This window comes from Methylomonas sp. 2BW1-5-20, assembly GCF_052474515.1.
On the sequence record NZ_CP184127.1, the window covers coordinates 3421548 to 3441401 of the forward strand.

At 51.0% G+C, this 19854-nt stretch carries 20 protein-coding genes and 1 tRNA gene; 3 read left to right on the top strand and 18 right to left on the bottom strand.

Annotation, left to right across the window (positions count from 1 at the left end; all coding sequences use genetic code 11):
• The first annotated feature begins 175 nt into the window (after positions 1-175).
• Positions 176-2281: an acyltransferase family protein gene (locus ACH50O_RS15830; RefSeq protein ID WP_446808729.1), complete on the top strand. Its 2106-nt coding sequence runs from the start codon at positions 176-178 to the stop codon at positions 2279-2281.
• Positions 2282-2314: 33 nt separating this feature from the next.
• Here the strand turns inward: ACH50O_RS15830 and ACH50O_RS15835 are convergent, their stop codons facing one another.
• The 17 genes from ACH50O_RS15835 to rpsU all read right to left on the bottom strand — a co-directional run bounded on the left by ACH50O_RS15835 (position 2315) and on the right by rpsU (position 17720).
• Complete coding sequence (locus ACH50O_RS15835; protein ID WP_020483596.1) at positions 2315-2581, bottom strand: F0F1 ATP synthase subunit C; 267 nt, start codon at positions 2579-2581, stop codon at positions 2315-2317.
• Positions 2578-3273: a F0F1 ATP synthase subunit A gene (locus ACH50O_RS15840; protein ID WP_446808730.1), complete on the bottom strand. Its 696-nt coding sequence runs from the start codon at positions 3271-3273 to the stop codon at positions 2578-2580. Before ACH50O_RS15840 ends, ACH50O_RS15835 begins: the two co-directional genes overlap by 4 nt.
• 141 nt (positions 3274-3414) lie before the next feature.
• Positions 3415-4494 carry a lytic transglycosylase domain-containing protein gene (locus tag ACH50O_RS15845; protein WP_446808731.1) on the bottom strand — a complete coding sequence of 360 codons (1080 nt, stop codon included), beginning with the start codon at positions 4492-4494 and terminating at the stop codon, positions 3415-3417.
• Positions 4495-4629: 135 nt separating this feature from the next.
• Positions 4630-4905: an AtpZ/AtpI family protein gene (locus tag ACH50O_RS15850; protein ID WP_446808732.1), complete on the bottom strand. Its 276-nt coding sequence runs from the start codon at positions 4903-4905 to the stop codon at positions 4630-4632.
• A gap of 2 nt (positions 4906-4907) precedes the next feature.
• Entirely contained in the window at positions 4908-5318 is a 411-nt protein-coding gene (locus ACH50O_RS15855) for a F0F1 ATP synthase subunit epsilon (protein ID WP_446808733.1), read from the bottom strand.
• Positions 5315-6685, bottom strand: a complete 1371-nt coding sequence (gene atpD, locus ACH50O_RS15860; RefSeq protein WP_446808734.1) for a F0F1 ATP synthase subunit beta — start codon at positions 6683-6685, stop codon at positions 5315-5317. Before atpD ends, ACH50O_RS15855 begins: the two co-directional genes overlap by 4 nt.
• Before the next feature lie 613 nt (positions 6686-7298).
• The gene (locus ACH50O_RS15865) at positions 7299-7607 is read right to left on the bottom strand and encodes a hypothetical protein (RefSeq protein ID WP_446808735.1); all 309 of its coding nucleotides are present in this window, start codon (positions 7605-7607) and stop codon (positions 7299-7301) included.
• 88 nt (positions 7608-7695) lie between these two features.
• Positions 7696-8589, bottom strand: a complete 894-nt coding sequence (locus ACH50O_RS15870; RefSeq protein WP_446808736.1) for a CPBP family glutamic-type intramembrane protease — start codon at positions 8587-8589, stop codon at positions 7696-7698.
• Entirely contained in the window at positions 8589-9317 is a 729-nt protein-coding gene (locus ACH50O_RS15875; protein WP_446808737.1) for a 16S rRNA (uracil(1498)-N(3))-methyltransferase, read from the bottom strand. Before ACH50O_RS15875 ends, ACH50O_RS15870 begins: the two co-directional genes overlap by 1 nt.
• A complete protein-coding gene (locus ACH50O_RS15880) occupies positions 9317-10687 on the bottom strand; it encodes an adenosylmethionine--8-amino-7-oxononanoate transaminase (protein ID WP_446808738.1) in 1371 nt (456 codons plus the stop codon). Before ACH50O_RS15880 ends, ACH50O_RS15875 begins: the two co-directional genes overlap by 1 nt.
• 50 nt (positions 10688-10737) lie before the next feature.
• Positions 10738-12030, bottom strand: coding sequence for an adenosylhomocysteinase (gene ahcY, locus ACH50O_RS15885; protein WP_446808739.1), 1293 nt, complete (start codon positions 12028-12030; stop codon positions 10738-10740).
• Between the two features lie 19 nt (positions 12031-12049).
• Positions 12050-13210 (bottom strand): methionine adenosyltransferase, encoded by a 1161-nt coding sequence (gene metK, locus ACH50O_RS15890; RefSeq protein WP_446808740.1) that lies wholly within the window; start codon positions 13208-13210, stop codon positions 12050-12052.
• A 68-nt stretch (positions 13211-13278) separates the two neighbouring features.
• Positions 13279-13355: transfer RNA gene (locus ACH50O_RS15895), tRNA-Ile, on the bottom strand.
• Between the two features lie 33 nt (positions 13356-13388).
• Positions 13389-15200: an RNA polymerase sigma factor RpoD gene (gene rpoD, locus ACH50O_RS15900; protein ID WP_446808741.1), complete on the bottom strand. Its 1812-nt coding sequence runs from the start codon at positions 15198-15200 to the stop codon at positions 13389-13391.
• 76 nt (positions 15201-15276) lie between these two features.
• Positions 15277-17013 carry a DNA primase gene (gene dnaG, locus ACH50O_RS15905; protein WP_446808742.1) on the bottom strand — a complete coding sequence of 579 codons (1737 nt, stop codon included), beginning with the start codon at positions 17011-17013 and terminating at the stop codon, positions 15277-15279.
• 15 nt (positions 17014-17028) lie between these two features.
• Positions 17029-17478, bottom strand: coding sequence for a GatB/YqeY domain-containing protein (locus tag ACH50O_RS15910; protein WP_446808743.1), 450 nt, complete (start codon positions 17476-17478; stop codon positions 17029-17031).
• An 8-nt stretch (positions 17479-17486) separates the two neighbouring features.
• Entirely contained in the window at positions 17487-17720 is a 234-nt protein-coding gene (gene rpsU / locus ACH50O_RS15915; protein WP_020483611.1) for a 30S ribosomal protein S21, read from the bottom strand.
• Between the two features lie 103 nt (positions 17721-17823).
• Here rpsU and tsaD point away from each other — a divergent pair, with 103 nt between their 5' ends.
• Positions 17824-18834 carry a tRNA (adenosine(37)-N6)-threonylcarbamoyltransferase complex transferase subunit TsaD gene (gene tsaD, locus ACH50O_RS15920; protein ID WP_446808744.1) on the top strand — a complete coding sequence of 337 codons (1011 nt, stop codon included), beginning with the start codon at positions 17824-17826 and terminating at the stop codon, positions 18832-18834.
• 4 nt (positions 18835-18838) lie between these two features.
• Here the strand turns inward: tsaD and plsY are convergent, their stop codons facing one another.
• The gene (plsY, locus tag ACH50O_RS15925; protein WP_446808745.1) at positions 18839-19411 is read right to left on the bottom strand and encodes a glycerol-3-phosphate 1-O-acyltransferase PlsY; all 573 of its coding nucleotides are present in this window, start codon (positions 19409-19411) and stop codon (positions 18839-18841) included.
• Between the two features lie 87 nt (positions 19412-19498).
• On the opposite strand from plsY, the gene folB reads away from it, so the two are divergent.
• On the top strand, positions 19499-19852 hold the full coding sequence (gene folB / locus ACH50O_RS15930; RefSeq protein WP_446808746.1) for a dihydroneopterin aldolase: 354 nt from the start codon (positions 19499-19501) through the stop codon (positions 19850-19852).
• The last annotated feature ends 2 nt before the right edge of the window (positions 19853-19854 follow it).

Genomic DNA, 19854 nt, shown 5'->3' on the forward strand with positions numbered 1-19854 from the left:
CCTGAAAAATTTGGCCATGCCGTATCGTTAATACTTGAATACTTGGCGCCGCTTGAGACTAGGGGGCTTACGGCTTAAAATGGCGCTCTAATTTCCAGGTTCTACTCCGCTCCACCGGACACCCAAGTGCAGACCAGACGACGAGCCAAAGTTCCGCTTAGCACATCGTTATCTTATGACATCTTTACAGCCGCATCTCTCACACCCCAAATACCGCCCCGATATTGACGGTTTGAGAGCGATCGCCGTGCTTTCGGTCGTTGCCTTCCATGCCTTTCCCGAAAGATTGCAAGGGGGATTCATAGGTGTCGATATTTTCTTTGTGATCTCCGGCTACCTGATATCCACCATTATTTTTCAGAACCTGGAAAAGGGCACCTTCAGCTTCACCGAATTTTACGCCCGCCGCATCAAGCGTATTTTTCCCGCACTCATTCTGGTATTGATTACCTGCTACGCTTTCGGTTGGTTCGCGCTCTTTGCCGACGAGTACAAACAACTCAGCAAACATATTGCCGGCGGCGCGGGATTCGTGTCGAATTTCGTGTTATGGAACGAAGCCAGCTATTTCGACAACTCCGCCGAGACTAAACCGCTGCTGCATTTGTGGAGTCTAGGTATCGAGGAACAGTTTTACATCGTTTGGCCTCTATTGCTTTGGTTTGCCTGGGAGCGAAACTTTAATCTGCTGACTATTACGCTTCTGGTCGCCATTGCTTCCTTCTGCCTGAATGTAAAGGGGATATTGTCTCATCCCGTAGCCACTTTTTATTCCCCACAAACCCGGTTTTGGGAACTGTTGTGCGGCAGTTTGTTAGCCTGGACGAGTCTCTACAAAAGGGGCGTATTTGCCACCTTTAAGACAAAGCTTGACGGTTGGCTGGCATGCGCGGTTTATCGAGACGCTCATGCCGCCGACGGCAAGACGCTGGCCAACGCACTTTCTTTTATAGGCATATTTCTATTGGCCTACGGGTTCTTCCTGATCAATAAGGATTTCAATTTCCCTGGCCGATGGGCGGTGATTCCAATGCTGGGAGCGGTAATGATCATATCGGCGGGACCAAATGCCTGGGTCAATCGTATCGTCTTGTCCCACCCTCTGGCGATATGGTTTGGTTTAATCAGCTTTCCGTTGTATCTATGGCACTGGCCTTTGCTGTCTTTCGCGCGGATAGTGGAAACCGAAGTACCCAGCATCAATATTCGCCTAGTGGCGGTTGTGCTCGCCGTTGTATTGGCTTGGCTTACCTATAAGCTGGTGGAAAGGCCGATACGCTTGGGCAGTCACAGTACAGCCAAGACAGTCATATTATTGCTGCTGATGACCTGCATTGGGGTTATCGGTTACGGCTCTTATTTGCAGGATGGCTTGGAGTTTCGCAAAGCGGATGAGTCGACCAAAACCAAAATGTTTGCCGACGTGAACGGCACTGTTCTTTACAACACGCCCGAAGATTGGGTCGACGAACGCTGCAAGGCAGTATTGGGAGCCAGTTACAATTATTTGATTTGCCGTTTCACCAGCGCCACGCCCAAAACGCTGGTCGTTGGCGATAGTCACGCCGCGCAATTTGTCTACGACTCGATTTCGAAAGGCTCGAACGAACTGGCATTGGTGGCGGTGAATGGCTGCCTGCCATTTATCGATCTAGTGACCATTAATCCCACGGAAGAATTTGCGGAGAAATCGACGAGATGTAAGGTAGTGATTCCGATTGTGCTGAAGCTGCTGAAAGAGTTCCCCTCCATTCAGCGTGTGGTTTTCGCGACTAGAGGCGCGATGTACATCGAAGGCTCGGGTTTCGGCAATACGGAAACCAAGAACAACTATCGGATTATTAAAAGCCCGGACGATCTGTTGGCGGAAAATTACAATCAATTCATTTCCGGCTATGTCGCATCAATTAATGAGATTTTAAAGCTGGGTAAAGCGGTAGTCTTTATTGAAGATGTACCGGAAATTGGGGTGAGTGCTAAAAACTGTGTAGACGAGCGCCCGCTACAAATTACCGAAAAAGCGTTACCCGAATGCGATGTCTCCAGAAAATCTTTTGACGAGAGAAATATAAAATATAGAAAAGCGGTCGATTCTATCGATACCGCCACTCATAAGCGGATCAAGATTTTTCCCGCCTACGAATACTTATGTGATGACTCGTCTTGCGGCGGCATGCACGATGGCGTGTCTTATTTTTACGACGACGACCATCTTTCCATGCGCGGCAGTAAGTTTATTTTTGGCAAGTATGCCGAGTGGCTGGGTAAAGACTCCAAGTAAGCGAGTGGCCCGCTTAATACAAGCTGACCTGAATTATTTTAAAAAATATTCGAGCAACGGATTTCTAAACAACACGATCAAGGCCACCACCAAGCAATAAATGGCCAAAGACTCGATCATTGCCAAACCGATGAACAAGGTGCGGGTGATGGTTTTCTCGGCTTCCGGCTGGCGCGCCAAGGCTTCCAGCGCGGCCGCAATGGCCTTACCCATCGCTAGGGCCGGCAACATGGTGCCGAGAGCGATAACCAACCCGGCCACGCCGGTGGAAATCATACTGAATAAATGGATGTCGTTCATGGCTGTTCCTTTGACATTGCGGATTCTTCTGATTCGGTCGGCTCCAATGCGCCAGCTATGTAGATCAAGGCCAGCATACCGAAAATATATGCTTGCACCACTGCTTCGATAACGTGCAACATTAACAGCGGCACCGGCACCAGAAAGCCGGCGATCAGCAACACCAGCAAAGCCGCCATTTCCAGACTAATGATGTTGCCGAACAAACGGATGGCCAAAGCCAAAGTGCGAGTGAACTCGCTGATGATGTGAAACGGCAGCAAGATGACACTGGGTTCGGCGTAATGGCGAAAATGCCGGCGCCAGCCACGGTCGCGTATCCCGAACCAATGTGTGGAACCGAACACCAGCACCGCCAAAGCGGCGGTGGCCGATAAGTCTCGAGTCGGCGCATGCAGTTCGGGAATTAAACCCACCAGATTGGCGACCAGAACAAACAGCCATAAGCTCGCCACAAACGGCAATACCCGGCGCACCGAGGTGGGCGGCAATACTTCGGCAATTGCGCCTTCGATAGCCACCACCACCGCCTCCAGCAAATTTTGTAAGCGGGATGACGGGCGGCTAACGCGCAGCAATAGGCTTAATAGCATAAAACCAAGCATCACGCCCCAAGTCGTAACTACCGTGGTACTGATGGCTAATGGGCCGATCTGAAAAACGCTATCGGCAACCGACTCGGTGTTATTCATTTTCATACCTCAAGCTGGGCATGCAGATCGTGTCCGAAAAGCCAGCTCAAGAAACCAGCGGGCTCCCTCTCCCAGCCTTTGCAAAGGCCTTCACGGCCCCTAAACGCGTCCCAAACGGACAAAACAAACGCGAGACCGGCCTTATTCGACTGCCAGATATTGTCCGGGAGCCAACGGGCTTTCGTAGCGAATGCCCTCCCGAAAAAATTGCTCCGGGTTTGACGCAATCTCGCGGGCTGCTAAAAATTGCGCGTAGTAATTTCGGGAGGCAAAACCGAATGCGGGGCCGTCGTAGCTATCCACTATACGCACAAAGTCGCTGCCTACCTGATTTTGAGCGCGCTTCATTCCGCCAATACCGTGATTGTACGACGTCACTGCCGCCGGCCAGTCTCCCAACTTGCCGTAAGCGTAACTCAGGTAACGGGCAGCGCCGTTGGCCGACACGAAAGGATCGTAACGTTGATCGATGCGATCACCGCCGGGCATGAAGGTTTTCGCGGCAGCCTTGGTAAATTGCCACATGCCGACCGCACCTGCCGATGATTTGGCTGATGGTTGAAATGAGGACTCCACGTGAGGCAGATAAGCCAAGTCTTCCGGCAACCCGGCATCGCGGAAAGTTTTTCTAAATTGCAAATCGTAGCGACCACTGATTTCCAAACCGCGTTTAAAGCGCTCGCGCGTGCCGCGTTGCGAACGTACGCGGTCGCTAACCCCGGGCAGCACGCTATTTAATGATCGGCCGTTGCTCTCAAGCTTGGCAATCAATTGCTTGTCGTTGGCATTCAGTGCCGCCCCATAACGCAACTTGCTTTCCAATCCCGCCAGTTGCGCTTTCCAGTATTCGCGCCGTTGGCTGACCATTTCTTTTTGCTCTGGCGTTAGACCTTCCGCTACATAGCCCGGCAAGGTCATCACCTCATAGACCACATCCAGATATCGATCATCATGAAAAGCAACTTCGGAACGTTGCCACACGCCATAGGTTTTTCGCCAAAACTCGACAGCCGGCTCAAGTTCCGCCGGCTTCGGGAAAGTCCCGGAGTAAAACACCGGTTTGTAGGGCGCGGGTTGAGTTTGATAAGCCGGTCGTTGCTGAACAATATTCGGTCTAACCGAGGCAATTTTCTCTCGCTTTACCGGCGAACTGCTACTACAGGCATTCAATAACACCAAGGCTATTAAGGGAAAAGGTAAACGCAGCAGGAGTCGTTTCATTTTGGTCTGTTTATTGGGTACAACGTTGATCGACGAATAGTTGGCCTAACCGAGGAGGCAAAAATAATCCTCGTGTATTTTCAATAAATAATAGCGCTCATTTCGAATTTTCGTGAGGAATAAATCCGAAAAAATTTAGTTTTTTTCCTGCAAAAATCGAAAAACGTTGTAGCCGCCGACGACAATGCCCAACACGATCAAACTGACTGTCCAGCGCACCGAATAACCGGCCACCAAAGTGTCTAACCAGCGTCCCAAATAAGCCCCGGCGACGATAGGCACCACAAACAACAGCCCCAGAGTACCGCCGTAAAACAGCATACCCACCCACGTCGCCGGACGGCGGGTTTTATCTTCCAAGCGCCGCACATCCCGGCGGGTGTGCTCGATCAATTTATTGCGAAAGCTCATGGCTAAATCCCCGTTGATCCGCGGTTGCTAAGCTCGGCGAGGCGCCTTACCAGCGAACGTTCGATTTCGGATAAACTGGCACGCGCGGTATGCACCTCGGAATCGGCCTGAGCCATGTCAGCGGCCAGCCGTTCGCAGATGGCATCGCGGTCGTCGCCAAGAAAGTAGCGTACCGTAGTGACGGTAAGTTGGTTACCGGCAAAACGCAACACACCGCCCGGGACAGCCAGATAATGCCACATACCGGCCTGATCGCAGAAACGCGCCAAACCATACCGAAGCAGGGCTACGCTGTACACATGCCCCGCCAAGATCCCAAAACTGCCGTCAGCATCGGCGCCGATGAACTGGGTAACGGTATCGAAACACTCCGCTCCACGACTGTCCAATAGCGTCAGCGTAAAACTGTTCATATGGGCATGGCGCCTTTCATATAGCAATCGGCTTCGCTGAGTTGATCGTATTTGCCATTCATAAAAGCCTCGCAGTCGGCAATAGTCTGCGCCAACGGCACCCGTACTCCGGGCATGCCGGTGTGGTCGGCAACGGTGGTAAACGGCTGGGTCAGATAGCGTTGCAAACGCCGCGCCCGTTCGACGATGCGGCGGTCTTCCTGCGATAACTCTTCGATACCCAGCATGGCGATAATGTCTTCCAAGTCCCTATAACGCGACAGATGCTCGCGCACCGCGCGCGCCACCTGATAATGCCGGTCGCCGAGGATATGGTGATCCATGATTCGGCTGCCGGAGCGTAAGGGATCGATCGCGGGATAAATCCCTTTGGCCGCCTGTTGGCGCGACAAGATTACCACGCTGTCCAGATGCCCGAGTATGGTCGCTACCGCCGGATCGGACATATCGTCTGCCGGCACATAGACCGCCTGTACCGAAGTGATGGAACCGGACTTGGTAGAGACGATGCGCTCTTCCAACGACGCGACTTCGGTCAGCAAAGTCGGCTGATAGCCGACCGTGGCCGGCATCCGGCCCAAAAGACCGGAGATTTCACTTCCAGCCTGGACGAAACGGAAAATGTTATCCATCAAAAACAACACTTCGGTGTCCAACGTATCGCGCAGATATTCGGCGTAAGCCAACGCGGTGTAGCCGACATGAAAGCGCACGCCGGGTGACTCGTCCATTTGTCCGTAAATCAACAGCGCCTTGGGCAACACGCCGGCATCCGCCATTTCATGCCAGAGTTCGTGCCCTTCGCGCATGCGTTCACCGACCCCGGCGTAAACCGACACACCTTGCATCGTCACGCTAACCGCATGCATGAACTCCATCATCAGCACCGTTTTGCCGACGCCGGCACCGCCGAACAAGCCGGTTTTACCGCCCCTCACGAACGGACAAAGCAGGTCGATGACTTTGATCCCGGTTTCCAGAATTTGCGAAGCAGGCAGGGTATCGGATAGTAACGGCGGAGCAGAGAGAATGTTGCGGAAAACGGCATTCGGTAACGGCTGGCCGCCGTCGAGCGGGTCGCCGAAGACATTCAACATCCGCCCCAGACAACTGAGGTCGACCGGCACGTTCAATGCGTCGCCACGATCGAACACCGGCATGCCGCGATAGAGCCCCGAGACAGAGTGCAAGGCAATCGCCCGAATCAGCGTCGGCTCCAGATGCTGAAAGACTACCAACACATAACGGCCTGCACCGTTCACAACATCAAGCGCCTGACCGATCGGCGGCAGATAATCGCATCGCACGTCGACCACCGGGCCCTGGGCAGCCTCGATGCAACCCACTTGTGTCATCTTGCCTGTCATAGCAGCTTACTCTGACGCATAACCCCTCGACAACGTTTGGACAAGCCCATTCCGTGATTTTAGTACTCGCCCGCGAAAAAAGCTTGCTACGGAATCAACACTACTCGGATAATCCCCTTAGGCCTTTTGCTATTTTGCAATCTGTCACCCCGGCTACCGCTTAACGCCGGATTACGACTGTTAATCCAGGAACTTTGGACTTTATCACATTGCCCTAAGGACAAAGAGTCGGAAAATGACGATACCCCAACAGAAGGCAGCGAATATTACGTTTATCCTCGGCAACGATTAATACGACAAAGAGGGGGAAACATGGAACCAATGGCAACGCAGTTAAGCTATTGCTCAAGATGCGGGGATGAAATTCCGCCGGACGAGTTGCAGTTTTTGCAAAATACATCGCTGTGTGCCTTATGTTGCAACACACAGCTCGAATGCATGGAAATCTATAACGCCAACTTCAAAAAATCCAGACCTGTCTTAACCCTAGTACGACACTGCGGCAAAATCCACGAAGATACAACTGCGTAGTCGTCTCGCGCAATCCGACCTGGAGCAGGCTAAGACATTGAAATCGCCGAAAACGCCAGTTATCGGGCTTCCATATTAAAGTTTACTGTTTGATATTTTTATAGCCTTCTTCGCTCTCCCGCATAATTTTTTGGCCTTCTTCGACCAGATTTCGGCCCTCGTCGATTTTTATCTGTCCCTCGCGCTGCATCGTTTGACCGCGCTCGACCATTTGCTTGCCTTCTTGCCAACGACTACCTAATTGGGCGATACCCTGGCTATCCCGCAACATTTGCTCGCCCGACAGGATTTTCTCCGCCGCCGGCTTTGTGGGTGCAGCCGGTTCGCTGGCGCAACCCGCCATCATTAACGCCAAGAGTGAAATGGAAGGAATTAGTCTAACTCTGCGCATAATTATGTCCCCTTAAGATGCACTTGAATTGATGAAGAAATATTGCAAATCACATTGGTATCTGGCAATCGTTTTTTCAAGCTGGCACTTAAGCACAGCTGCAAACCATCTTCCGCCGCTTGGCCCACCAGCAGCAAACTATTAAAGCCAGCAGCAACCAGCCACTAACCAAAGGGCCAACCACACCGTCGTAGTAGGTGTTGACCAAAAACAAGGAATCGGCCTGTAAGTTGACGTTGAACAAATCCCTGCTCACCTTAATTTGCCATACCCAGCCGGCATGACAACCGATGCATAAGCCCAGACTTTGCGGCATCCAAGCCCTGAGGACCGCCAAAAACACCCCAACCACAAATAAAGCCAGCGCCGCGCTGCGTATAGCCGGGTTAAACCAGTTGGCAAAAGCTTCGGCCATTAAGGCCAAACCGCTACCGGGCGTTAAATCGGCGTAAGGGATTTGCGATTTACTTTTCAGGAAATGCAGCGCGGCATAGTAGATAGCACTGATTGTTACGGCAGCAATGACAGACATTTTTCGACGTAACCCACCCAATAATAGGCCACGAAACAACAGTTCTTCACCCAAGGCAATCAGCATCGCAAAAAACAAACCTAACCCGACTTTTTCCGCTATTTTACCAGGCGTCCAGTTTCGGGTATCGTCCCAAACGTGAACATCAAGCCAATACAATGTCAACAACACCGGTAGCAATGTCAACAAAGCCAACGCCAATCCTTGAGCGACCTGTTTGAAAAAAACCTGTTTCGGTGCGCCCCCTAAATCGGCCCAACTGAATTGCAGATATTTCTTCAACGGCAAAATGCTAAGTAGCAACAGAATCAGCGTAATTTTGCTGATGACTTTTGCCAACGGCAAAATATCGCCACTAATCCGCAACAAGCCGTAGCCCAGCACACTGGCAAGAAAGGCCGTCACTAGCAATATAGCCAACGGCGACAAGGCATAAACTAGCCAGCGCATCAGCGAAAATCCCCCCACAAGGTTTGCACGGCGGTCAACGCCGACAATACCGCAGTCTCGGTACGCAAAATCCGCGCCCCCATTCGCACGGGCACGAACCCTGCGGCCTTCGCGATTATCCGTTCTTGCTCGCTAAAGCCGCCTTCAGGCCCGGAAAGCAAGGTAACGCAGGAATTTTCCGGTTCTAGGTCGGCGAGTGATAGTTCGGCATAAGGATCGAGAAACACACGCAAGCCCTGTTGAGCACCGGCCCAATCAGCTAAATCAGCAACCTCGCCTAGCATCGGGCACACAGTCCGCCCGGATTGTTCTGTAGCGTGCTGCACGATATGTTGCCAATGCTGTAGGCGTTGCAGCTTTTTATCGTCGTTGAATTTAATCACGCAACGCTCGGTTACCAACGGCGTCAATTGCGTAACGCCTAATTCCACCGCTTTTTGTACCGCCCAGTCCATCCGGTCGCCGCGAGAAATGCCCAAACCCAGCCGGATCGCCAGCGGGGATTCGACGTCACGATCGACAAACTGCTCGATTTCGACCCGAACGATCTTGCGACTGACCTCGCTAAAACGCCCCAAATATTCACCGCCACGGCCGTTAAATAACATGATACTTTGTTCCTGCTTCAAGCGCAGGACGCTACGCACATAATGGGCTGCATCGCCAACCAATTCGACGCGGCCACCAACATTTAACGCTCCCGCGACATACAATCGAGAAACGCGCATCAATCTTGCACCGCTAGTTGGATGCCATGCCAGGCAACGTCGGCCATCAGCTGTATCTCCTGCTCGTTGATAACATAAGGCGGCATGAAATAAATGACATTCCCCAATGGCCGCAACAGCACCCCCCGGCTCAAAGCATAGCGATAAACTGTCAATCCGCGCCGCTGCTGCCACGGGTAAACTTCTCGGGTCTGCTTATTTTTAACCAGTTCAACCGCGACAATCATGCCGGTTTGCCTAACTTCCGCAACATTGGGATGATCTTTAAAACGCTCCACCGCTTTAGCCATCGCTGCAGCCAATTGCCGATTACGGGCTATGACATCTTGCTGCTGAAATATCCCAAGTGTCGCTAAAGCGGCCCGGCAACCCAGAGCGTTGCCGGTATAGCTGTGCGAATGCAAAAATGCGGTGAGATTTTGGTAGTCGTCATAAAACGCCTGATAGACCCTATTGCTAGTCAACACCGCCGACAACGGTAAATAACCGCCGGTCAGGCCTTTGGACAAACACATAAAATCCGGACTAATGGCAGCCTGTTCGCATGCGAACAGGCTGCCGGTGCGGCCAAAGCCAACCGCAATTTCGTCGGCGATTAAGTGCACATGGTATTTATCGCAAGCTTCCCGCAGCAGTTTCAAATATATCGGATGATACATACGCATACTGCCGGCACATTGCACCAACGGCTCGACAATCACGGCGCAAACTTCGTCGGCAAATTGCACCAAGGTTTGCTCCATCTCGGAAAAGCGGCGGGTCGAATAGGCTTCCCAACTTTCCCCACTCTCCCTATAGAAACAATCCGGCCCGGGAACCGTTATGACATCCATCAGTAAGGGCGCATAGGTTTCCTTGTATAGCGCAACATTGCCAACCGCCAATGCGCCGAGCGTTTCACCGTGGTAGCTGTTTTCCAGTGTGATAAATTTGGTTTTTTGCGTTTGCCCGAGATTACGCCAATAGTGAAAACTCATTTTTAGCGCAATTTCGACGGCCGAGGACCCGTTATCCGCGTAAAAGCATTTATCCAACCCGGAAGGGGTGATTTCCACCAACTTTTCTGCCAGCATCAGCGCGGCCTCATGGGTAAAGCCACCAAGAATGACGTGTTCAAGGGTATCAAGCTGATCCCTAAGCGCTTGATTGATAATGGGATTAGCATGGCCGAACAGATTCACCCACCAAGAACTGATCGCATCCAGATAACGATTGCCGTCGAAATCTTCCAACCAGACGCCTTGCCCGGACTTGATCGGAATTAACGGCAGCATATCCCGCTCAGCCGCCCCCGGACCATAGTCCTTCATCTGACTGCAGGGATGCCAAAGCACAGCTAAATCACGTTGAACGATAAATTGATTGTTCATGGCTTGCACAAAAAAGGGGCTTGCGCCCCTTTTGTCGGATTGATCGAACTTTAGTAACGATAATGGTCCGGTTTATACGGTCCTTCCACCGGCACGTTAATGTATGCCGCCTGCTCGGCAGTTAACTGTGTCAGTTTCACGCCAATCTGCGCCAGATGCGAACGCGCAACCTTTTCGTCGAGTTTCTTAGGCAGCACGTAAAGCTTGTTCTCGTAGCTGTCCGCATTAGTCCAAAGCTCGATTTGTGCTAATACTTGGTTACAGAAGGAATTGGACATCACAAAACTCGGGTGACCAGTGGCACAGCCCAAGTTGACCAAACGACCTTCCGCCAATACGATGATGCGTTTACCGTCGGGGAAGATCACATGATCGACCTGCGGTTTAATGTTTTCCCAGGTGTAATGCCGCAAGGAAGCAATGTCGATTTCCGAATCGAAATGGCCGATATTGCAAACGATAGCCTGATCGCGCATCGCTTTCATGTGATCGTGAGTAATGACGCCGACGTTGCCGGTAGCTGTCACGAAAATATTGGCAATAGCCGCCGCTTCATCCATCGTCACGACCCGATAGCCCTCCATCGCCGCTTGCAATGCACAGATCGGATCAATTTCGGTAATCAGAACCGTGGCACCCAATCCACGTAGCGATTGCGCGCAACCTTTACCGACATCGCCATAACCGCAGACCACTGCGATTTTGCCGGCCACCATGACGTCGGTTGCACGTTTTATGCCGTCTACTAGCGATTCGCGGCAACCGTACAGGTTGTCGAATTTGGATTTAGTGACGGAGTCGTTGACGTTAAAGGCAGGTACTTTCAATGAGCCTTTGGCGACACGTTCACTCAAGCGCAACACACCCGTGGTGGTTTCTTCGGAAAGACCTTTCACATCCGTCATCAGCTCAGGGAACTTGTCGTGCATCATGTTGGTGAGGTCACCGCCGTCATCCAGAATCATGTTTGGACGCCAACTGTCCGGTCCCAGAATGGTTTGCTCAATACACCACTCGGCTTCTTCTTCCGTCTCGCCCTTCCAGGCAAAAACGGGAACCCCGGCAGCAGCTATAGCGGCGGCGGCGTGATCCTGGGTCGAGAAGATATTGCAAGACGACCAGCGAACTTCCGCCCCCAACGCGGTCAGAGTCTCGATCAATACCGCCGTTTGGATAGTCATATGCAGACAACCGGCGATACGAGCACCTTTCAAAGGCTGCTGCGCGCCATACTCTGCACGCAACGCCATAAGACCCGGCATTTCGGTTTCGGCAATATTGATTTCCTTGCGACCCCAATCCGCCAGGGCGAGATCGGCAACTTTGTAATCGGCTTGGCTCATAATGTTTTCCTGATCCTGATTAAATGCCGGCCGCATCTTTCAATGCCTCGGCTTTGTCGGTTTTTTCCCAGCTGAAGCTAGCTTCGTTGCGACCGAAATGACCATAAGACGCAGTGGGACGGTAAATCGGTTTTAACAAATCCAATTGCGCAATCAAACCTTTTGGTCTCAAATCAAAATGCTCGCGCACGATTTGCACCAAGCGTTCTTCATCGATTTTGCCGGTACCGAAAGTTTCGATACTGATGGAAGTCGGTTCCGCGACGCCGATGGCATAAGAAACCTGGATCTCGCAACGCTCAGCCAACCCTGCGGCTACAATATTCTTTGCCACATAACGTCCCATGTAAGCAGCTGATCTATCCACTTTTGACGGATCTTTTCCGGAAAACGCGCCCCCGCCGTGACGTGCCATGCCACCGTAGGTATCGACGATAATTTTCCGACCGGTAAGGCCGCAGTCGCCGACTGGTCCACCGATGATAAACTGGCCGGTAGGGTTGATAAAATATTTAGTGTCTTTATGCAACCATTCTTTCGGCAGAATCGGCAGGATGATTTCATCCATTACCGCTTCTTCCAGCTGTTTGCCGCCTATTTCCGGAGAATGTTGGGTAGACAAAACTACCGCGTCGATGGCGACCGGCTTGTTGTTTTCGTAACGGAAAGTCACCTGGCTTTTGGCGTCTGGACGTAACCAAGTCAAGGTCTTGTTCTTACGCACTTCCGCTTGTCTCTCAACCAAGCGATGCGCGTAGGTAATCGGGGCAGGCATTAATACATCGGTTTCATTACTGGCGTATCCAAACATTAAACCTTGATCGCCCGCGCCTTGTTCGTGGTTTTCGGACTCATCGACACCCATCGCGATATCCGCCGACTGTTTACCGATGGCATTCAATACCGCACAGCTGTTGCCGTCAAAGCCGATTTCACCGTTGTCGTAACCGATTTCGCAAACGACCTTTCTAACCAATTCTTCAGTATCTACCCAAGCGTTGGTGGTAATCTCGCCAGCAAGAACAACCATACCGGTTTTGACCAAGGTTTCGCAGGCTACCCTGGAACGCGGGTCTTGAGCCAATAAGGCATCAACAACAGCATCGGAAATTTGGTCAGCGACTTTGTCCGGATGACCTTCCGAAACAGACTCTGAGGTAAAAAGGTAGTTTTTATTCACGGTTACACCCTCGCCAAAATTAAAACTTGCGCGTATAAAAAAAGGCCGCGCAAACGGCCTGTTATCTGTGGTGGGCCCTGTAGGACTTGAACCTACGACCTGCCGATTATGAGTCGGAAGCTCTAACCAACTGAGCTAAGGGCCCTTAATTATCTAGCCTACGAACAATGCAGACGCTTTACTCGCCGTCAAGAAAACATCTCAACTGCTCTGATCTGGACGGATGTCTTAATTTCCGTAGCGCTTTCGCTTCGATCTGACGAATCCGCTCACGGGTCACATCAAACTGTTTACCAACCTCTTCCAGCGTATGGTCGGTATTCATGTTGATACCAAAACGCATCCTGAGCACCTTGGCCTCTCTAGCTGTCAAACCAGCTAATACATTCTGAGTAGACTCGCGAAGGCCGGCGATTGTAGCAGATTCGACGGGCGATAGCATCTTGGAATCTTCGATAAAATCCCCTAAATGCGAATCTTCGTCGTCGCCGATCGGTGTTTCCATTGAAATCGGCTCTTTGGCAATCTTCAGCACTTTGCGGATTTTATCTTCCGGCATTTCCATACGCTCCGCCAACTCTTCCGGCGTTGCCTCGCGACCCAACTCTTGCAGTATCTGTCTGGAGACGCGATTCAGCTTATTAATGGTCTCGATCATATGCACTGGAATACGAATTGTCCGGGCCTGATCGGCGATAGAACGGGTAATAGCCTGACGAATCCACCAAGTGGCATAAGTAGAAAACTTATAGCCGCGCCGATACTCAAACTTATCGACCGCCTTCATTAAGCCGATATTACCTTCCTGAATCAAATCCAAAAACTGCAAACCGCGGTTGGTATATTTTTTAGCTATCGAAATGACCAGCCGCAAATTAGCCTCGATCATTTCTTTTTTAGCTCGTCTAGCCTTGGCTTCGCCTAAAGAAATATTTCGGCAAATACCTTTCAGAACAGCGATGCTCAAACCATAACGGGATTCAAGTTCAGCCAAACGCGTTTGCGCGGCTTTAATCTGCTCGCGATGAACACTTAACACTTCCGCAAAATTGGGGTGACTCGCCACGAACTGGCTTAACCAATCAAGATTGGCTTCGTTCTCCGCAAACGCATTGATAAACTCTTTGCGCGGCAGTTTTGCCTTTTTAACGCAAACATCCAGTATGAACCGTTCTTCCTCTCGAATCGCCGCAACCAACTCTTCTGAGACTGAGACCATTTTTTTCAAATATTGCGGCGTCCATTTAAATTCGCAAAATATTTCGTCAAGCGCATCGAACAATTTTTCGGTCTTATCGTGGCCGTAACCGTTCTTTTTGACGGAGGCCGTCGCTGCTTTTAGTGCCTTTCTGAGAAGATCGACTTTTTGCTTTACCTCTTCATAATCGACAGTTTTGCTTTCTTCTTCGGCATCATCAGCAGGCTCTTCAATCTCGATGCCGCTAACGTCTATATCCTCAACTTCGGTGAGATCTACAAAACCCAGCACTAAATCGTTAAGCCGGACGCCGGAGTCTTCAACTTGTACAGAATCGAAGGCCTCGATAAAAGATTCGACAATAAATCCGGACCGAGCAATAGCACCGACCACTTGCCGCTGCCCTTCTTCAATCCGTTTTGCGATTTTTAATTCTTCCTCGCGCGTCAACAGCTCTACGGAGCCCATTTCCCGCATATATAGCCGTACGGGATCGGTTGTACGCCCGAACTCGCTATCCACAGACGCCAATGCCGCAACCTCAGCCACTTCCTCATCGTCATCCGCAGTCACGACCGCGTCCGACGTAATCAGCGAGTCATCGTCATCCGGAGCGACTTCGTAAACCTGAATCCCCATATCGTTGATCATACCGATAATATCGTCGATTTGTTCCGGATCGATAATATCGCTAGGCAAATGGTCGTTCACTTCCGCATAAGTTAAATAACCTTGCGCCTTACCTTTTGCTATCAGTTGTTTCAGTTGGGATTGCTGTTGTTCTTGATTCATTCTTTACTCACAATACGTTTTCAGCACCAAGCGCCGCAGAACAGGAAATTATAACGGCAAAAATTAATGCGGTCACCTAGGTCTTATCCCTTAGCAGCTTCCGCAACATCTCTTTTTCTTCAAACACTAAGCCCTCTCGACTTTCCTTCTCGATCAAGCCGTTTAGCATAGCTTCCTTAGCTTGTTTACAAAGCTGTTTCAATGCTCCGCAAAACTCGGCCTCCTCCCCACCGACAGGCACATCCAGCTCCAAACCAGCCAAAGCCTTGATCGCTTTTTCCTGCGACGTCTCCCTATAAGATTCCAACAAGATGGCGCTATTTTCCGGCTTTTCAAGAGCAATCCGCCGCAAAACATCCCTTAACAACTCGACCCCCGCAAAGCTCAATTCGTCAAGCACCACACCGTCTTTCTCAACCAAGCCGGCAAAATTCGGATGCTGCAACAATAAGGCTATGACCTTCCGCGCCAAACTCACTCGCGGAGATTGAGCTACCTTACCCACACCAAACTTAGACTTAAGTCTAGTCTGGTTTTCGACAACATCCACAGCAATACGCGTAGCCGTTAGCTCCTGCAACCTAGCAAACATCATCTCCCGGAAAAAACCAGCCGGCACTTTCTCCAGCGCCGGCTTTGCGGCCGCCAATAACTGGGAACGCCCCTCGACGGTTGACAAATCCGACAGGCCCGCAATATTCTGAAAAAAGTAATCTGACAGGACCTGCGCAGAACGAATTCGTTCCGTAAAAGCGGATAAATTTTCCGTCCGCAATAAAGAATCGGGATCCTGCCCCTGCGGCAACAACATAATCTTGATTTGCCTGCCATCTCGCAGACAAGGCAAAGCCGCTTCCGTTGCTTTCCAGGCCGCCTGCCGACCAGCATTATCGCCATCGAAACAAAACACCAACTCTGAGGTAAATCGAAATAATAAATCGATTTGCATTTTCGAAGTTGCAGTACCCAAGGCAGCCACCGCATTGAAGATACCGAACTGCGCCAATGCAATCACATCCATGTACCCTTCAACAACCAATATCCGTTCAGGCTTACTGTTGCGTTCCAAAAGCTCATAAATTCCATACAACTCTTTGCTTTTAGAAAAAACCACGGTTTCGGGAGAATTAAGGTATTTAGGCAAGGAACTATCCAGCACCCGCCCCCCAAAGCCGATAACGCGCTTACGCCTGTCTCGAATAGGAAACATCAATCGCCCGCGAAAACGATCGTAAACCTTGCCATCATCCTTAACCACCAACATGCCGGCCTCAACAAGATCCGCTTGTCCGAAACGCGCCACTAATGCATCCCATTTGCTCGGCGCATAACCAAGAAGAAAATCCCGCGCCACCTCGCCGCTCACGCCTCGAGCCTTCAGATAGTCGACAGCCACCCGACCTTCGGCATTACCGCGTAGTTGCTCAGCGTAAAATCCGGCAACGCCGGCCAACACGTCGTAAACATGCGACACATTCTTCTTATCCGGTAACCCCGGCTCGTTATCGACTAACTCCCTAGGCACATCGACGCCCGCAAAGGCCGCCAAATCTTCAACCGCCTCGACAAAGCCAAGGTGATTAAACTCCATCAAAAAGCCAATTGCGTTACCACTGGCACCGCAGCCGAAGCAATGATAGATCTGCTTACCGCGATTGACTGAAAAACTGGGGGTTTTTTCGGCATGAAACGGGCATCGCGCCGTAAAATTACTGCCGGACTTTTTAAGAGGAACGCGCGAATCGATTAAATCGACGATATCGATCCGCACCAACAGATCATCTATAAATTGACGAGGTATCCTGCCGGACATATTACCGACAAGATATTAAGCGATAAAACAGGCCTTGATTCTCGCACTGACATTCGCCATATCAGCCCTACCTTGCATCTGCGGCTTCAGCAAAGCCATCACGCCGCCCATATCTTTAACCGATGTAGCGCCCGCTTCAGCTATTGCATCGGCAACCATACTGTCTATTTCGGCATCGCTAAGAGGTTGAGGCAGAAAATCCTGAATAACCAACACTTCGGCCTCCTCGATTTCCGCCAAGTCGTTGCGACCGGCATCGCGGAATTGCTTGATCGACTCGCGGCGCTGCTTGAGCATCTTATCGAGCACAACAATAACCCGCTCATCGCTCAACTCGATACGCTCATCGACTTCAACCTGCTTGATAGCCGCCAAAATCATCCGAATGACACCGAGCCTAGCCTTTTCGCCGCTCTTCATAGCGGCCTTCATATCGTCCGTGATACGCTTTTTTAACGCATCCATTATCAGCCTTAAATTTGTGGGCGACCGCGACGCAAGTTTTTCAACGCATAACGCTCACGAGCCAATTTTTTCAGATGACGTTTTACCGCAGCAGCACCTTTACGTTTACGCTCGGTTGTTGGCTTCTCATAAAACTCGCGGCGACGCACTTCAGCCAATACACCGGCTTTTTCGCAAGCACGTTTAAAGCGACGAATCGCGATGTCAAAATGTTCGTTCTCTTTAACTTTAACTGATGGCATTATCAATAATCCGATTTATGTTAGTATCTTGTGACGCTATCGGCGAAGCAAGCCCACCGAAAACGGCCGATTATACCCATAAAATTCTTTTATTCAAAAACTAATGTATGTTTTAGGCATAGAAAGCTCTTGCGATGAAACAGCTGTCGCCGTTTACCATGCAAGCAGGGGCTTGATTGCCCATACTCTGTACAGTCAGGTTGCGACCCATGCCGAGTACGGCGGCGTCGTTCCTGAATTAGCGTCGCGCGATCACATTCGCAAACTGGTTCCGCTTATCAAAACCGTGCTGAACGATGCAAAATTGCAAGCTGGCGAAATCGGCGGCATTGCCTACACGGCCGGCCCCGGATTAATGGGATCTCTGCTCGTCGGCGCAGCCACCGCCAGAAGCCTGGCCTGGAGCTGGAAAATACCCGCCGTTGCCGTGCACCACATGGAAGGCCATTTACTCGCCCCCATGCTCGAAGATAATCCACCACCATTCCCATTCATCGCACTGTTAATTTCCGGCGGCCATACCATGCTCATTGAAGTGAGGGCGATAGGCAAGTATCACTTACTAGGCGAATCACTAGACGACGCCGCCGGCGAAGCATTCGACAAAACCGCCAAAATGCTGGGCCTAGACTACCCCGGCGGCCCCAAATTAGCCGAATTTGCAAGCGGCGGCAGTAACCGGTTCAAATTTCCGCGCCCAATGACCGACCGCCCCGGACTGGACTTCAGCTTTAGCGGCCTAAAAACCTTCACGATGAACGCGCTCCACGCCACCGACCAATCGGCCAAAGACAAAGCCGATATCGCCTTCGCCTTTCAGCAAGCCATGGCGGAAACGCTGAGCATCAAGTGCAAACGAGCGCTGCGGCAAACCGGAATGGAAACCTTGGTGGTCGCCGGCGGCGTCAGCGCAAACCGGGAAATTCGCCGGCAATTACAGCAAATGGCCACCAAGGAGAATGCGGAAATATACTTCCCTAGACCGGAATTCTGCACCGATAACGGCGCAATGATCGCCTATGCCGGCTGCCAACGTTTACTTGCCGGACAAAGTCAAAACTTGGAAATTTTTGCGAGGCCGCGTTGGCCAATGAACCACCTAGCCGGCCTTTAAAACACTAGGACTCTTGCCCTGCGAGCAAACGCTGAATATTGCTTTTATGTCGCCACAGTAAAATGACGGAAATAACGGCAAAGGTTACTATCAGATTCATATCGCCAACAATCAACCAAACATACAAAGGCGTCAAGGCAGCCGCAACCAAAGCCGCTAACGAAGAAATTTTGCCTATTTTATAGATCAGCAGCCAGGTACCGGAAACTGCCAGACCCAAAAGCCAGTCCACGCCCAGCGTCACGCCCAACGAGGTCGCCACACCCTTGCCGCCTTTAAAGCCAAAAAAAATCGGATACAAGTGCCCCAGGAATGCCGCAAACACCACCAAGGACAACACCAGACTATCGGCACCTAAGATTTTCGCCAGCAACACCGGCAACAATCCTTTTAACGCGTCGCCCATCAAAGTAATAGCCGCCGCCTTTTTACCGCCGATACGCATCACATTAGTAGCCCCCGGATTGCCGGAACCGTTTTCCCGTGGATCGGCCAAGCCCATCGTTTTACAAACAATAATCGCACTCGACACCGAGCCGGTTAAATACGCCACGGGCACCAACAACCAATCCATCATTTAAACAACCTCTCGTCAATACTTGTACGGCGGCGTCATTTACTCGATACTGCCGCTTCTCAGAAATATAATAACCGGAAAGCAACGATGGACATCATCTTTTTAGGCGGCCTTGAAATCGATACCGTGATCGGTATTTACGACTGGGAAAGGAAGATCAAGCAAAAAATCATCTTGGATATAGAAATGGGTTTCGACATCAAAAAAGCCGCCGCCAGCGACGATATCGCGCATACGCTAGACTATAAAGCCGTGTCCGATCGCGTCGTCGACTTTGTCGAACGGAGCGAGTTTTATTTAGTGGAAAAATTGATCGAAGAAATCGCCCGAATCTTGCGCAGTGAATTTGCAATTCCCTGGGTCAAGATCACACTCAATAAAAAGGGCGCCATTAGCCGGGCTCAAGACGTCGGCATCATCATCGAACGCGGCGAAAGATAGAC

Coding starts and splice junctions, on each gene's coding strand:
- plsY (WP_446808745.1), bottom strand. CDS start 19,411: ATGATGGATTGGTTGTTGGTGCCCGTGGCGTATTTAACCGGCTCGGTG.
- dnaG (WP_446808742.1), bottom strand. CDS start 17,013: ATGTCCGGCAGGATACCTCGTCAATTTATAGATGATCTGTTGGTGCGG.
- ACH50O_RS15870 (WP_446808736.1), bottom strand. CDS start 8,589: ATGCGCTGGCTAGTTTATGCCTTGTCGCCGTTGGCTATATTGCTAGTG.
- ahcY (WP_446808739.1), bottom strand. CDS start 12,030: ATGAGCCAAGCCGATTACAAAGTTGCCGATCTCGCCCTGGCGGATTGG.
- rpoD (WP_446808741.1), bottom strand. CDS start 15,200: ATGAATCAAGAACAACAGCAATCCCAACTGAAACAACTGATAGCAAAA.
- ACH50O_RS15830 (WP_446808729.1), top strand. CDS start 176: ATGACATCTTTACAGCCGCATCTCTCACACCCCAAATACCGCCCCGAT.
- ACH50O_RS15865 (WP_446808735.1), bottom strand. CDS start 7,607: ATGCGCAGAGTTAGACTAATTCCTTCCATTTCACTCTTGGCGTTAATG.
- ACH50O_RS15835 (WP_020483596.1), bottom strand. CDS start 2,581: ATGAACGACATCCATTTATTCAGTATGATTTCCACCGGCGTGGCCGGG.
- ACH50O_RS15880 (WP_446808738.1), bottom strand. CDS start 10,687: ATGAACAATCAATTTATCGTTCAACGTGATTTAGCTGTGCTTTGGCAT.
- rpsU (WP_020483611.1), bottom strand. CDS start 17,720: ATGCCATCAGTTAAAGTTAAAGAGAACGAACATTTTGACATCGCGATT.
- ACH50O_RS15850 (WP_446808732.1), bottom strand. CDS start 4,905: ATGAGCTTTCGCAATAAATTGATCGAGCACACCCGCCGGGATGTGCGG.
- folB (WP_446808746.1), top strand. CDS start 19,499: ATGGACATCATCTTTTTAGGCGGCCTTGAAATCGATACCGTGATCGGT.
- ACH50O_RS15845 (WP_446808731.1), bottom strand. CDS start 4,494: ATGAAACGACTCCTGCTGCGTTTACCTTTTCCCTTAATAGCCTTGGTG.
- ACH50O_RS15855 (WP_446808733.1), bottom strand. CDS start 5,318: ATGAACAGTTTTACGCTGACGCTATTGGACAGTCGTGGAGCGGAGTGT.
- atpD (WP_446808734.1), bottom strand. CDS start 6,685: ATGACAGGCAAGATGACACAAGTGGGTTGCATCGAGGCTGCCCAGGGC.
- ACH50O_RS15910 (WP_446808743.1), bottom strand. CDS start 17,478: ATGGATGCGTTAAAAAAGCGTATCACGGACGATATGAAGGCCGCTATG.
- ACH50O_RS15840 (WP_446808730.1), bottom strand. CDS start 3,273: ATGAATAACACCGAGTCGGTTGCCGATAGCGTTTTTCAGATCGGCCCA.
- ACH50O_RS15875 (WP_446808737.1), bottom strand. CDS start 9,317: ATGCGCGTTTCTCGATTGTATGTCGCGGGAGCGTTAAATGTTGGTGGC.
- tsaD (WP_446808744.1), top strand. CDS start 17,824: ATGTATGTTTTAGGCATAGAAAGCTCTTGCGATGAAACAGCTGTCGCC.